Raw genomic sequence first — 14086 nt, forward strand, 5'->3', positions numbered from 1 at the left:
CGCTGATCTCTCCGGCCCCACCCCCGAGCGGCGAGCCAAACCGATTGATGCACATCCAAACGTGGAGATGACAACAAAGTCACGACATACGGCCACGGGTATCCACAAAGACCATCAAATTCATACCAACGGGCCATCAGTGGCCCGACAGGACTAGCCCATTTGGGGGATTGCTACCCGATGCGCTCGGCCAACCAGTCCAGTTGAGACGGGACCAAAGGCAGCCAGTAGTCGAGATCGTGACCACCCGGCGCCGAGTTCAGGCTCAGACCCTTCTCCTCGGCGAACCGACGCACCGCCGGGTAGAGGCCGTCCTCGGTGCCGCAGTCGACCCGCACCAGCTCCGGATCGAGATCCCACCTTTTTCGCAGGTCCCATCGACGGAAGTCGTCGGGACCGTCGAAGGCCCACTCCGGCGCATCTGCGTACCGCAGGAGGATGCCGGGACTGACCGCACAGACGGGCAGCTTCTCCTTCGACGGGAGCAGCGAGTCGGCGAGAAGTGCACCGTAGCCGCCCATCGACCAGCCGATCAGTCCCGCCGGCCGCAGGGCATAGTCCTTCAGTGCGGGAAGGAACGCCTCGAGCAGAAGGTGAAGCGGGTCGCGCCCGTCGGCCCGTGGGTGCCAGAATCCCTCAGCGCCCCCGTCGATGGCAGCGATCGCGAACCGGTGCCCCGACGCAGCGAGAGCACTGTCGAGATGGTAGGCCCCCAGCAGCCCGTCGGCGCTGCCGCCGTGACCGTGCAGGGCCACCACCACCGGCAGGTCGCCCGAGGAGCCCGGCGGTAGCGACACCCACCAGCGGGCCGTCCCCATCTGTCCTCGATGCAGTTCCCCGGGTGCGACGGTCGGGGTCGGGGCGAGACGTGGAGGCGCGGTGGCACCCTGGTCCAGTGACCGGAACGCCACAGCTCCGGCTCCAGCGGCCCCGAGGCCAGCCGCGCCAAGGATCAGTCCTCGCCGGGTGACACGCACGGCGACATCATAAGCATCGGTCCCGAGGTCCTGAGCCGCATCTGAAGCGTGAGCAACCCGCGAAGGTCATCTGCACCCGCGCGATGACAACAGGCGGCGGCCCCGAGATCGGGACCGAGAATGCGGCACAAATGAGATCGGGCCAGGTTTCAGATCCTCTGTGAGGATCTGAAACCTGGCCCTGATCAGGTATTTCGGTGGAGGTAAGGGGACTCGAACCCCTGACCCTCTGCATGCCATGCAGATGCGCTACCAGCTGCGCCATACCCCCGTGGCGTTGTCCCGGTTGATCACCCCCGGGCAACGAGAAGAACAGTAGCGGAACCCGCTCCCGATCACGAAATCGGGGCCCCCATCCCGTACGTCGCGAGCCGCCAGGGCGCCGCCGGGATGAGCCCTGGCGCGGACTCCCGGGCCACGAGCTCGATCCAGGAGCAGTTCGACAGCGGAGCGAGGGTGGTGACGACGGAGGGGTCCCAGCCGAGGAACGCGGCCAGGCCCTGACGGATGGCGCCGCCATGGGCGACGACCACGACGGTCTCGCCGGGCGCGACGGTGTCGGCGACGTCGTTCAGCGCTGCCGAGAAGCGGGCGGCGACGGTGGGCCAGGACTCCCCGCCGTAGGGCTCCCAGCTGGCCGGCATCTCACCGAAGCGCTCGAGGATCTGGGCACGGTTCATACCCTCGGCCTCGCCGGCGCAGACCTCCCGCAGCCGAGGGTCGTACGCAGCCTCCAGGCCGGTCTCCCCGGCGACGTACGCCGCGGTCTGCCGTGCCCGCATCAGGTCCGAGGAGACGAGGCCGGTGACGGTGAAGGTCGTGCCGAGCGCACGAGCAGCGGCCTTCGCCTGCTGGTGGCCGGTCTCGGCCAGCTCGATGTCGGTCTGGCCCTGGTAGCGGCCGTCGGCGTTCCAGCCGGTGACGCCGTGACGGAGCAGGATGAGCCGACGGATCTCGGCAGGCTCGACCACGGGCGATCAGCCCTCGGAGACGACGTCGGCGGGCAGCGTGATCGACGGGCAGTCGCGCCAGAGCCGCTCGAGGGCGTAGAACTGGCGCTCCTCCTCGTGCTGGACGTGCACGACGATCTCGCCGTAGTCGAGGAGCACCCAGCGCCCCTCCTTGTGACCCTCGCGACGCAGCGGCTTGGAACCGAGGTCGCGCAGCTTCAGCTCGACCTCGTCGACGATCGACTGCACCTGACGCTCGTTGGGCGCGGAGGCGAGCACGAAGGCGTCGGTGATGGCCAGCTGGTCGCTGACGTCGAAGGCGAGGATGTGTCCGGCCTTCTTCTCCGAGGCCGCCCGGGCGGCGGTGATGGTGAGCTCGATGGCGTGCTCGGTCGCGGTCATGCGCGGTCCTTGTCTGAGGGAGTCTTGCGGTAGAGGTCGTGCTTGCCGATGTACTGCACCACGCCGTCGGGGACGAGATACCAGACCGGCTCGCCACGGTGACGCCGCTCGCGGCAGTCGGAGGAGGAGATCGCCAGCGCGGGGATCTCGAGCATGGTGATGCGATCGGCGGGTATCTTCGCGATGACCTCGGGGTCCATGCTGTATCCCGGACGCGTGCACCCCACGAACTGGGCGAGCTCGAAGAGCTCGTCGGTGTCGCGCCAGGTGAAGATCTCGGCGAGCGCGTCGGCTCCGGTGATGAAGTAGAGCTCGGAGTCGGGCAGCGCCTTGGCCAGGTCGCGCAGCGTGTCGATCGTGTAGGTCTTGCCGGCCCGGTCGATGTCGACCCGGCTGACGGTGAAGCGGGGGTTGGCGGCGGTCGCGATGACCGTCATCAGGTAGCGGTGCTCGGCCGGCGAGACGTCCCGGTCGGCCTTCTGCCAGGGGTCGCCGGTGGGCACGAAGACGACCTCGTCTAGGTCGAAGAAGGACTGCACCTCGGAGGCCGCCACCAGGTGGCCGTGGTGGATGGGATCGAACGTGCCACCCATCACCCCGACACGGCGCTTGCCGGTCAGGCCCTCCAGACCTGGCTCGGGCGCTCCCCCGCTGCCCATCTGATCAGCGCTCAGGAGTGCTCACGGCCGCCGGCGAACCAGACCAGGACCAGCAGAGCGAAGACGAGGATCGCCAGGGAGACACCACCGATGACCCACTCGACGCCGGAGGTGCCGTGCTCGGCCCCGTGCTCGGCGGCGGTGATGATGCTCGACACAACAGAGTTCGACATGGCGCACAGATTACCTTGCCCGTTGCCAGGTCAGCGCACGTGCCCGTCCCCGGTGACGACGTACTTCGTCGAGGTCATCTCGGGCAGGCCCATCGGGCCCCGGGCGTGCAGCTTCTGGGTCGAGATCCCGATCTCCGCCCCGAAGCCGAACTCGCCCCCGTCGGTGAACCGCGTCGAGGCGTTGACCATGACCGCCGCGGAGTCGACGGCGGCGGTGAACCGACGGGCCGCACCGAGGTCCTCGGTCACGATCGCCTCGGTGTGACCGCTCGACCAGCGGCGGATGTGCTGGACGGCGGCATCGAGGGAAGGTACGACGGCGGCGCTGATCTTCAGCGCCAGGAACTCGGCCGCGTAGTCCTCGTCGGTGACCGGCTCGACCCGGTCGTAGGCCTGGAAGGCGTCGTCGCCGTGGATCTGCACGCCCCGCTCCTGCAGCGCGGGGACGACCTTGGGCAGGAACTCCTTGGCGATGTCGGCGTGCACGAGCAGCGACTCGGCGGAGTTGCACACGCTGGTGCGCTGCGTCTTGGAGTTGATGACGATCGAGAGCGCCTTGTCGAGGTCGGCGGCCTTGTCCACATACACGTGTACGTTGCCCACCCCCGTCTCGATGACCGGCACCGTCGACTCCTCGACGACCGTGCGGATCAGGCCGGCACCACCGCGCGGGATGAGCACGTCGACCAGGCCGCGGGCGCGCATCAGCGCCTTGACCGAGTCGTGCCCCTCCCCCGGGACGACCTGGATCACGTCGGCCGGGAGTCCGGCGGAGACGACGGCGTCACGGAGCACGGCGGCGATCGCCTCGTTGCTGGCCGCGATGTTGGACGAGCCGCGCAGGAGCGCCGCGTTGCCGGACTTCAGGCAGATCCCGGCCGCGTCGACCGTGACGTTGGGGCGGGCCTCGTAGATCATCCCGACGACGCCGAAGGGCACCCGCACCTGGCGCAGCTCGAGGCCGTTGGCGAGGGTGCTGCCGCGTACGACGTCTCCGACGGGGTCCGGGAGGGCGGCCAGCTCGCGGAGCGCGGCGGCGATGCCCTCGAGGCGTTCCGGGGTCAGGGTGAGGCGGTCGATGATGTTGGCCGGGCTGCCCGACGCCTCGGCGCGGGCCACGTCGGTCGCGTTGGCGGCCAGCACCTCGTCGGCGCGCTCGAGGAGCGCGTCGGCCATCGCGTGCAGCGCGGCGTCCTTCACGCTGCGCGGCGCGACCGCGAGCTCATAGCTCGCCTCTCGTGCCTTCGCCGCCACCTCACGGATCACTGCCTCTGCGCTCATGTCTGCAGGATAGTGACCCGAGCCCGGATGATCCCGCCCGTTCCATCTGTCGTGCGGGTCGCGGGCCTCCGCTCAGCGGCGCTGGCCGCCGCCGAACAGCTCGGACAGGCCGGCGAACGGGCCCGTCGGGCTCTCCGACGGAGCCGGTGACGACGGCTCCGTGGGCTCGGCGCTCGCGGCCTGCTCGGTCGTCTTCGGGCGGGCATGCCGGGGCGTGGCGGTGGGCGTCGGGTCGGGGCGACGGCTCTCCACCGGCGCCTCGGCCTTCCTCTCCCGCCGAACGGGCTCGGGCTGCGACGAGGACGCCTCGACGACGCCCGCCTCCACGTCCGGCTCGTCGATCGCCGGATAGGGCGCGGGCGGCTCGTAGGAGTTCCGTACGTACGCCATCCCCGACATGGCGCCGGCGAACATCGCGGCGCCCACCAGAGCCGTTATCCAGACCGTCCAGCCACGCAGCCAGCTCCTGGCTACGCCGCGGACCCCTCCACTCACACCCACAACCATTCCCCCATGTAGACCGGTGCGATCCACAGTGCACCCTAGCCGCCGGGCCGGGACTTTCGGCCCTGCCGTGCCGCTGCTCTCACGATTCGGGCACGGTGTGGACGTCTCCGGAGCGCGCGATCGCCAGCAGGAGGTCGTGCGCCCGCGCCGCCACCGGGTTCTCCGTACGCCGCGCCGCCAGCTCCACCAGTGCGACCAGGTCCGCGGAGCGGGCCAGATCGAGGGCGTCCGCGGTGCTGCCGCCGCGCACCGCGACGTAGCCTTCCAGCACCCCCGAGACGTACGCCTCGCCGCGGTCGAACCGCAGCAGGTTGCCGAGGTCGGTGTACGGCGAGCCGGCATGGGCGAACTCCCAGTCGAGCACCGCGCGCACGCGCAGGGTCTCCGGGTCGACGATGAGGTTCTTGGGGTTGAGGTCGCTGTGCACCAGGCTCACCCGGACCACGGCGTCGAGGAGGTACTGGGCATCGGCCGCCACCTCGCGCAGCCCCTCCAGGTCGTCCGGCGCCCAGGCGAGACGCTCGGCGTGCGACTCGACCCACTCGGTCAGGTCCAGCGCGAACGGCTCGACCCGCAGGTCCCGGTCGGCGAAGGTGCCGGCTGTCAGGAACGGCATCCCCGCCAGGGTCGCCGCGAGCTCACCGAGGCGTCGCCCGAGCCTGCCCTGGTCCGCCTCGTCCAGGTCCGGGAGCAGCAGGTCGCCGCGTACGCCGTCGACGAACGCGGTCACCAGGAGCGCTGGCGTGCCCATCGCAGGGTCGGCGCGGCGTACCTCCAGGACCTCGGGCGCCGGGACGAGGCCCCGCACCAGCCGGTGCAGGGCCTCGTGGATCTCCGCAGCCTGCGGGTGGTGGCGGGGGTCGGCGTAGACCCGCACCACCGACCTCTCGTCGCCTGCCTCCGCCAGGAACGTCTCGCCGGACCAGCCGCCGTCGAGCGGCCGGAGGCCCCCACCGAGTTCACCGAAGCTCACGCGCCGAGGTTAACCGCCCGGCGGTCAGGCGCAGGGACGGGTCTTCGGCTGCAGGTAGACGCGGTGGGTCGCCCGCGGGCTCTCCCACATCTTGTTGAAGCGGTTGGTGTAGGCGGTGTAGTAGCTCTTCGAGGTGAACCGGAAGGTGACCTCGTCGTTGCTGAACGACGGCGGCGACCAGTTCTCCGAGCCGGTCCAGACGCTGAAGGTGCCCCGGTCGTTGAAGCGGCCGTTGACGCTCATCCACTTGTAGTGGGAGTAGCAGCGCGAGCCGTAGACGATCTTGTCACCGCTGGTCGAGGTCTTCTGGCCCCAGTCCCAGGCGGCGTCGCGCACCGGGATGCCGACCGCCTTGAGCTTGCGGTAGACAGCGTTGCTGGTGACCGAGCCGATCACCCGGACGACGCAGCCGCGCTTCTTCAGCCGGACGACCTCGTCGGCGATCCGCTCACCGCGGCGGCTGTACCACGCGTACATGTGGATCCGCAGGATCGTCCTGCCCTTGGTGCCGTAGCCGCTCGGCGCACGGCAGCCGATGAGCCGCAGCCGGTCGATCACCCGGTCACCGCTCCCCCGGGCGTAGACCTCGTCGCTGGTCGTGCCCGGAAGCTGACGCTGGAAGCCGACCGAGGTGCCACCACCGGTCCAGGACACGTAGCGCGGGGACGCCTTCCGGTCGGCCTTGAGCTCGTTGAACATCCGCAACCAGGTCTTCCACAGGCTGTCGTTGGCGAAGATCGTCTGGGCGTCGTTCCACTGCGAGCCGGCCGCGCCGCCACCGAGGTTGCCGGAGCTGTTGATGATGACGTTGCGCTTGGTGCCGACCTGGGTGAACGAGTGGATCTTGATGTGCAGGTTGCCGGTGTCGTAGCCGCGGCAGGCACCCTCGCAGCCGTAGATGAAGCTCGGGCGGGAGCGCCTGGTGCCGAGCTCGGCGGCCAGGTTGCGCTCGCCGCTGCTCCACATCTTGCGGTTGACCAGGATCTGCACGTGCACCCCGCGCTTGTGGGCCGCGATGAGGTGCTTGACGGTGTCGGCACGGTCCAGGTTGTAGGTGACGAACCGGATGTAGGAGCCCTTGGGCGCGTAGCGGACGCTGTTGTTGATCCGGTGCACGATGAAGTTGCGCTGCGTCGCGTCACCGGTCGGGTTGTTGAAGAACGGACCCGCGGGCGGGGACCAGGTCGCCGCCGTCGCAGGGGTCGAGACCACGGACATCGTCGCCACGACCAGAGCCGCCACGCAGCCCGCCACAGCCGAAGCAATCGAGATCTTCCGGGTCGTCCTGGACCTGAGCACATTCCCCCACATGCGGCCGGACTATACCCAGCGACGTATGGGCCGCAACGGCAATTCGCCAAACAAGACGACGAACAGAAGAAAACCCGCCTCCGAGCAGTGCTCGGAGGCGGGTTGTGTGACGTACGTCCCAGGCTCAGGCCTTCGCCGCCTTGACGGCCTCGGTGACGGCCGGGAGGACGGTGTGCAGGTCGCCCACGACGCCGAAGTCGACGAGCTCGAAGATCGGCGCCTCCTCGTCCTTGTTGACCGCGACGATGGTCTTCGAGGTCTGCATACCGGCACGGTGCTGGATCGCACCGGAGATCCCGTTGGCCACGTAGAGCTGCGGGGAGACGGTCTTACCGGTCTGGCCGACCTGGAAGGTGTGCGGCATCCAGCCGGAGTCGACCGCGGCACGCGAGGCGCCGACAGCGGCACCCAGGGCGTCGGCGAGACCCTCGACGGCGGAGAAGTCGCCGCCGGTGCCACGACCACCGGAGACCACGATCGCGGCCTCGGTGAGCTCGGGGCGACCGGAAGCCTTACGCGGCTGGGAGGCCACGATCTGGGCGGTCTTGGCGGCGTCGGAGATGGTCACCTCGAACGGGGTGACCGCGGCGGCGCCGGCCTTCTCGACCGGAGCGGCCGAGTTGGGCTTGACCGTGATGATCGGGGTGCCCTTGGTGACCTTGCCCTTGACGGTGTAGTTCCCGGCGAAGACGGACTGGGTCGCCACACCGGACTCGTCGAGGTCGACGGCGTCGGTGATCAGACCGGAGTCGAGCTTGATCGCCAGACGGGCGGCGACCTCCTTGTTCTCCGCGGAGGAGGGCAGCAGGATCGCGGCCGGCGACGCAGCACCGGCGACCTGAGCCAGCGCCTCCGCCTTCGGGGCCACCAGGTAGCCCTTGATCTGGGCGTCGTCGATGACGTAGACCTTCTCGGCACCGTAGCCCTTGACGGCCTCGGCGGCGCCGGCAGCACCGTCGGCGCCACCGATGTAGACCGCGGACGGCTCGCCGAGCTTGGCGGCCAGGGTGAGCAGCTCGTAGGTCGGCTTCTTGACCTGACCGCCCACGTGGTCGATGAGAACGAGAACTTCAGCCATGATTCAGATATCCCTTCTCGGCCTCAGATGAACTTCTTGGACGCGAGGAACTCGGCCAGCGCCTTGGCGCCCGAGCCGTCCTCGTCGGTGACGATCTCACCGGCGGTGCGCGGCGGGCGGGCCGCGGTCTCCTCGACCGCGGTGTACGCAGCGCCCAGACCGACCTGGGAGGCGTCGACACCGAGGTCGGCCAGCGACCAGGTTTCCAGCGGCTTCTTCTTGGCCGCCATGATGCCCTTGAAGGACGGGTAGCGGGCCTCGCCCGACTGGTCGGTGACCGAGAGGACCAGCGGCAGGGTGCCACCGATGACCTCGGTGGCGACGTCACCGTCGCGCTTGATGCGGACCTGGTCGCCCTGGGTCTCGACGACCGAGGCGAGGGTGACCTGCGGCAGGCCGAGACGCTCGGCGAGCATCGCCGGGACGACGCTCATGCCGGCGTCGGTCGAGGCCAGACCGCCGACGACGAGGTCGACCTTGGTCTCGGCGCCGAGCTTCTCGATCGCCTTGGCGAGCACCAGCGAGGTGGCGATGGCGTCGGAGCCGGCGATCGCGTCGTCGACGACGTGGACGCCCTTGTCGGCGCCCATCTGCAGCGCCTTGCGGACCGCAGCCTCGGCCGCCTCCGGACCAACGGTCAGCGCGGTGACGGTGATCTCCTCGCCCTCGCGCTTCTCCTTGATCTGCAACGACTGCTCAACCGCGTACTCATCGAGCTCGGAGAGCAGACCGTCGACGTTCACGCGGTCGACGGTGAAGTCGTCCTCGAACTGCCGGTCCGCGGTCGCGTCCGGCACGTACTTCACAAGCACAACAATGTTCATGGTGGTGCGGCCTTGCCGGCCCCTCCTGGAATGGTCGTAGTTCGCCAGCGATGTTACCCGTCAGTCACATAGGGACGACAGGTGCCTACGCGTTGAGAATGTCACATGGTCTCAGGGCCGGATGAACCCGGCCACGATCCGGCCGACGATCAGCCAGGCCAGTGCGCCGAGGCCCCAGTTGAAGAGGGCGTTCTTGATCTCCGCGTCCTCGCCGCCGAACTGCTTGATGCCGTTCTCCCGCGAGAACAGGCCGAGATCGGCGGTGTCGGCCGCGTTGAGCACGAACTCGACCAGGGTGTTGCCCTGATTGGCCTTCAGCGCGATCAGCAGGGCGCCGATGGCCAGCACCAGGGCAGCGATCAGCGCGATCGCCCAGACCACCCTGGAGGCATAGGACCGGACGGTGTGGACCACACCCGGACCGGAAGACGTCTTGGTGTCGGACACGGTGTTCACTTCCCTTCGAAGGTTGCTTTGCCGGGGCCGTTCTCCAGGAACGATGCCATCCCGGTCTGGGAGTCCTGCGTCGCGAACACGCCGGCGAACTGCTGCTGCTCGATGGCCAGCCCGGTGGCGAGGTCCACCCCGAGTCCCTTGTCGATCGCTGTCTTCGCCGCCGCCAGAGCGTACGGGGCCGCCTTCGTGAACTGGCTCGCCCACGCGAGCGCCTCCTCATAGACCGAGGCCGCCGGCACGAGCCGGTCGGCCAAGCCGATTGCAAGCGCCTCGTCAGCCTTGACGAAGCGGCCCGAGAAGATCAGATCCTTGGCCTTCGACGGCCCGACCAGCCGCGCCAGCCGTTGGGTGCCACCGGCACCCGGGATGATGCCGAGCAGCACCTCCGGCTGACCGAAGGTGGCGTCGTCGGCGGCGATCCGGAAGTCGGCCGCGAGCGCCAGCTCGCACCCACCGCCGAGCGCGTAGCCGGTCACCGCCGCGACCACCGGCTTGGGAATCTCCGCGACCGCTGTCACGGCCGCCTGCACGCCCGCGACCCGCTTGGCCATCTCGGAGTAGGAGAGGCCGGCCATCTCCTTGACGTCGTTGCCGGCGGCGAAGAGCTTCTCGCCGCCGTAGACGACCACCGCGCGTACGTCGTCGTCGGCCGCCGCCTCGGTCGCGACCTCGAGCAGCTCTGCCTGCACCTGGAAGCTGATCGCGTTCATCTTCGGCCGGTCGAGACGGATCGTGCCGATGCCGTCCTCGACGGTGAGGTTGACGAAGTCACCCATCGTGGCGCTCCCCTGTCTGTGAAGGCGGTTACATGTGTCCGGAACACTATCGGGTGCTCTCCACCTCGTGTGTGCCGGTTGGCGGTACATGCGTTGCGTGTATCGCGTAACCCCCGTTGGTAAAGGGGCGTTTCAATCACATGACCGATATTCGTTCCAGTCGCACTCGGGTGAGCCTCGGTGCCGCGCTGAGCCTGGCCCTCGGCGCCTTCGTGCTGGCGACGCCGGTCTCGGGTGCCGCGCTCTCCACTACTGATGACACTGCCAACACCAAGGCCGACCTGGCCCGCTCCGGCGGGCTGCTCGGTCACGAGGCCGATGCCGGCCTGGACGTACGCGACCGCGTGCTGCCCACCTCGACCCAGGAGTCCGCGGCCAAGGCCCTGGACGCCGTGGACATCCGCTGGAACGCGCACGGGACGCCGACCTCGCTGATCACCGACGACGGTGTGCTGGCCGCGGCCGGCTCCTCGGACCCGGTCGCCGCCGCGCGGGGCTTCCTCGCCGACAACGCGGCGGTCTTCGGGCTCACCGCCGCCCAGATGGGCGACCTCGAGCTGGTCAGCGACCAGAAGCTGGCCGGGGGCGGCGGCCACGCCGTGCTCTTCCGGCAGACCTACGACGGTCTCTCCGCCGCCACCGAGGGGCTGGTGACCGTCGGGGTGGCCGACGGCGACATCACCTACGTCTCCTCCTCGCTGTCGAAGGTGACCGGCACGCCGGCGAAGGCGGAGCTCAGCCCGACCGAGGCGTGGCTGAAGGCGGCGGCGTCGGCTGGACGCCCGGTCGCCGCCTCGAAGGTCGGCGAGATCGTCACCGACGCCGCCGAGAAGCTGACCGACTGGACGAAGCTCACCGTGCCCGGCCTGGCGACCGAGCAGCTGGTGCGGCTGCGGGCGTTCCCGGTCCCCGGCGAGGGCGTGCGCCCCGTCTTCCAGGCCACCGTCGTCGACTCCGCCGCGGCGACGCTGCTGGGGCAGACGGTTCTGGTCGACGCGGTCACCGGGAAGGTGCTGTGGCGTCACGACAACGTCGACCACGAGAACGACGTCGAGGGCCCGTTCACAGGCACCGCGCTCGGTGCCTGCGGGCCCAAGCACACCTTCGAGATCACCGACGACAAGACGCGCACGATCGCCGCGGTCGCGGTCGGGCTGCCGACCGACGACTTCACCGTGAAGCTCTTCGCCCCGGACGGGAAGCTGCTCGTGGAGGGTGACCTGCTCACCAGCCCCGAGACGGCGACCTACACGGCGGAGAAGATCGACCCGGGGACGTACGCGGTCCAGGTCTGTCCGTTCGACGACTCGCTGCTGGTGGGCAGCTACACCGTGACGGTGGCGTCCTCCGACGCGGGCGCAGAGACCAGCGACCTGCCGGGCAGCAACCCGCGCTGGTCCTACTTCCCCGGCACGCCCGACGCCGCCTCGACCGGCGGTGACGCGGTCCCCACCAACGACGTGATCGCCTGCTGGACCAAGGTCGCCGAGTGCACCGGGCCGGAGCTGAAGAGCCTGGCCAACGCCGGTCCGTGGGACACGCTCCTCAACACGACCGTCGGCGTGCCTTCGCTGACGACGATCGGCAACAACGCCAACACCCACGAGGGCTGGCTCTCCCCGATCGGACCGGTCGGGCTCGCGCAGGCGCCGGTCTCGCCGGTGCGTGACTACACCGGCACCTTCACCGACGCGTGGAACAACTCCCAGTGCTCGCCGACGACGCTGGTGCCCGGCGGCAACGACGTGAACTACGTGGTCGGCAACCTGTTCGCCAGCCACAACCGGATGCACGACTGGTCCTACTTCCTCGGCTTCACCGAGGAGAACTACAACCTGCAGACCGACAACCTCGCCCGCGGCGGACGCAGCGGCGACGCCGAGGTCGGCAACGCGCAGGCCGCAGCGCTCGACTCGCAGGTGGTCGAGCAGACGGGCATCCTGACCGGCCGCAACAACGCCAACCAGCTGACCCTGATGGACGGGGTGCCGGGCATCACGAACCAGTACCTCTTCCAGCCCGCCGCCGGCGCCTTCTACGCGCCGTGCACCGACGGCTCGCTGGACTTCGGGATCGTGGGCCACGAATACACCCACGCCATCTCCAACCGGATGGTCGGCGGCCCCGACGACGGGCTGACCTCGGACCAGGGCGGTGCGATGGGCGAGTCCTGGAGCGACCTGGCCGCGGCCGAGCACATGTTCGCCCACGACCTCTACAACGGCGGCAGCCCGTGGGCCGTGGGCTCCTACGCCACCGGCAACACCGACACTGCGATCCGTAACTTCGCGATCGACAAGAACCCGCTCAACTTCTCCGACGTCGGCTACGACAGCACCGGCCCCCAGGTCCATGCCGACGGCGAGATCTGGAACGGCACGATGTGGTCGGTCCGCCAGGCGCTGGTCGACAAGTACGACGCGACCTACCCCTACGCCGACAAGGCGCTGCAGCGGCGCTGCTCGGTCGGGACGACGACGGCGTCGCCGCTGGCGGCCGACAAGTGCCCCGGCAACCGCCGCTGGATCCAGCTGGTCTTCGACTCGTTCCTGCTCCAGCAGGGTGCGACCTCGATGCTGGACGCCCGCGACGCCTTCCTCGCCGCCGACCAGATGCGCTTCGGCGGCGCCAACCGCCAGGTGATCGCGGACGCGTTCGCCCGGCGCGGCATGGGCCGGTACGCCACCACGACCGCCGACGACCACGAGCCGACCCCGAGCTTCGCCTCACCGGCCTCGCGCAACGTCAAGGTCACCTTCAGCGCCCCCGCCGGCACCCCCGGCAAGGTGTACGTCGGCCGCTTCGAGGCACGGGCCACGCCCATCGCCGACACGCTGGTCGACACCGCGATGGGGTCGGTGGCGCACTTCGTCCCCGGGACGTACGAGTTCCTGTACGTCACCAAGACCGGCGGTGCCCAGCGCAAGACCGTCACGATCTCCCCTGCGGAGATCACCAAGACGGTCTCCTTCGCGACGAGCACCAACCTCGCCGCGGCCGCCAGGGGCGCGACGGTGATCGCCTCGACCGACGGGTCCCGCAACCCGGACGCGTTGATCGACGGCACGGAGAGCACCAACTGGGGCGGCGTGACCGAGGGCAACGTCGACGAGACCACGCCGTCGATCGCCGTCGACCTGGCCGGTGGCACGCACACGGTGACGCGGGTCAACGTGAGCGCCTACCTCTCCCCCGCCACCGAGACGGACGCCGACTCGGGCTCGCGCTTCACCGCCCTGCGCAAGTTCGCACTCGAGGCGTGCGTCTCCGGGTGCAACACCGCCGGTGCGGTCTGGAAGCGCTTCTACACCTCGGCCGACGACGCCTTCCCCGGAAAGCGCCCGAGGCCGGTCGCGCCCAACCTCAACCTGCGTTCCTTCGACGTCCCCGACACCGCCGCTGCCGCGGTACGTCTGGTGGCGCTGGAGAACCAGTGCACGGGCTACGCCGGCTACGCCGGCGAGCAGGACGCCGACCCGACCACCACGACCGACTGCAAGGCCGGGTCGGACCGAGGGACGATCGTCCACGCTGCTGAGCTGCAGGTCTTCGGTCAGTGAGTCCGTAGGCGTCTCGGTGTCCTGGGGTGGCACCGAGGCGCCTTTCGGGTCTTACGCGGCCCTTCGTTGAACCGTATCTCGAAGGCTGGTGGCCGCCGACCCGTTACGGAGGGTGTTCTCGCCTGACCCCGGAGTCAAGGCGATGTATCGAGCTTGTCG

Annotated in this window: 14 protein-coding genes and 1 tRNA gene; 1 reads left to right on the plus strand and 14 read right to left on the minus strand. The window is 69.4% G+C overall.

Going from position 1 to position 14086, the window contains the following annotated elements; translation table 11 throughout:
• Positions 1 to 173: 173 nt before the first annotated feature.
• The 14 genes from G5C66_RS04635 to G5C66_RS04700 all read right to left on the minus strand — a co-directional run bounded on the left by G5C66_RS04635 (position 174) and on the right by G5C66_RS04700 (position 10367).
• Complete coding sequence (locus tag G5C66_RS04635) at positions 174 to 818, minus strand: alpha/beta hydrolase (RefSeq protein WP_165109789.1); 645 nt, start codon at positions 816 to 818, stop codon at positions 174 to 176.
• A gap of 357 nt (positions 819 to 1175) precedes the next feature.
• Positions 1176 to 1248 (minus strand) — tRNA-Ala (locus G5C66_RS04640).
• Between the two features lie 64 nt (positions 1249 to 1312).
• Positions 1313 to 1948 (minus strand): histidine phosphatase family protein, encoded by a 636-nt coding sequence (locus tag G5C66_RS04645; protein WP_165109790.1) that lies wholly within the window; start codon positions 1946 to 1948, stop codon positions 1313 to 1315.
• Between the two features lie 6 nt (positions 1949 to 1954).
• Complete coding sequence (gene rsfS, locus G5C66_RS04650; RefSeq protein ID WP_165109791.1) at positions 1955 to 2329, minus strand: ribosome silencing factor; 375 nt, start codon at positions 2327 to 2329, stop codon at positions 1955 to 1957.
• A complete protein-coding gene (nadD, locus tag G5C66_RS04655) occupies positions 2326 to 2988 on the minus strand; it encodes a nicotinate-nucleotide adenylyltransferase (RefSeq protein ID WP_165109792.1) in 663 nt (220 codons plus the stop codon). Before nadD ends, rsfS begins: the two co-directional genes overlap by 4 nt.
• Positions 2989 to 2999: 11 nt before the next feature.
• Entirely contained in the window at positions 3000 to 3161 is a 162-nt protein-coding gene (locus tag G5C66_RS04660; RefSeq protein WP_165109793.1) for a hypothetical protein, read from the minus strand.
• A 30-nt stretch (positions 3162 to 3191) separates the two neighbouring features.
• Complete coding sequence (locus G5C66_RS04665; protein WP_165109794.1) at positions 3192 to 4442, minus strand: glutamate-5-semialdehyde dehydrogenase; 1251 nt, start codon at positions 4440 to 4442, stop codon at positions 3192 to 3194.
• A gap of 72 nt (positions 4443 to 4514) precedes the next feature.
• Positions 4515 to 4937 carry a hypothetical protein gene (locus tag G5C66_RS04670; protein WP_165109795.1) on the minus strand — a complete coding sequence of 141 codons (423 nt, stop codon included), beginning with the start codon at positions 4935 to 4937 and terminating at the stop codon, positions 4515 to 4517.
• A gap of 91 nt (positions 4938 to 5028) precedes the next feature.
• A complete protein-coding gene (locus G5C66_RS04675; RefSeq protein WP_165109796.1) occupies positions 5029 to 5922 on the minus strand; it encodes a phosphotransferase in 894 nt (297 codons plus the stop codon).
• 24 nt (positions 5923 to 5946) lie between these two features.
• Positions 5947 to 7164 carry a phospholipase D-like domain-containing protein gene (locus G5C66_RS04680; RefSeq protein ID WP_165109797.1) on the minus strand — a complete coding sequence of 406 codons (1218 nt, stop codon included), beginning with the start codon at positions 7162 to 7164 and terminating at the stop codon, positions 5947 to 5949.
• A 193-nt stretch (positions 7165 to 7357) separates the two neighbouring features.
• Positions 7358 to 8311, minus strand: coding sequence for an electron transfer flavoprotein subunit alpha/FixB family protein (locus G5C66_RS04685; RefSeq protein WP_165109798.1), 954 nt, complete (start codon positions 8309 to 8311; stop codon positions 7358 to 7360).
• A gap of 23 nt (positions 8312 to 8334) precedes the next feature.
• Complete coding sequence (locus G5C66_RS04690; RefSeq protein ID WP_165109799.1) at positions 8335 to 9135, minus strand: electron transfer flavoprotein subunit beta/FixA family protein; 801 nt, start codon at positions 9133 to 9135, stop codon at positions 8335 to 8337.
• A 111-nt stretch (positions 9136 to 9246) separates the two neighbouring features.
• Entirely contained in the window at positions 9247 to 9582 is a 336-nt protein-coding gene (locus tag G5C66_RS04695; protein WP_165109800.1) for a hypothetical protein, read from the minus strand.
• Between the two features lie 5 nt (positions 9583 to 9587).
• Entirely contained in the window at positions 9588 to 10367 is a 780-nt protein-coding gene (locus G5C66_RS04700) for an enoyl-CoA hydratase/isomerase family protein (protein ID WP_165109801.1), read from the minus strand.
• 170 nt (positions 10368 to 10537) lie between these two features.
• Here G5C66_RS04700 and G5C66_RS04705 point away from each other — a divergent pair, with 170 nt between their 5' ends.
• Positions 10538 to 13927 (plus strand): M36 family metallopeptidase, encoded by a 3390-nt coding sequence (locus tag G5C66_RS04705; protein ID WP_338144063.1) that lies wholly within the window; start codon positions 10538 to 10540, stop codon positions 13925 to 13927.
• Positions 13928 to 14086: the final 159 nt, after the last annotated feature.

The organism is Nocardioides turkmenicus, from assembly GCF_011045035.1.
Lineage (GTDB): Bacteria > Actinomycetota > Actinomycetes > Propionibacteriales > Nocardioidaceae > Nocardioides > Nocardioides turkmenicus.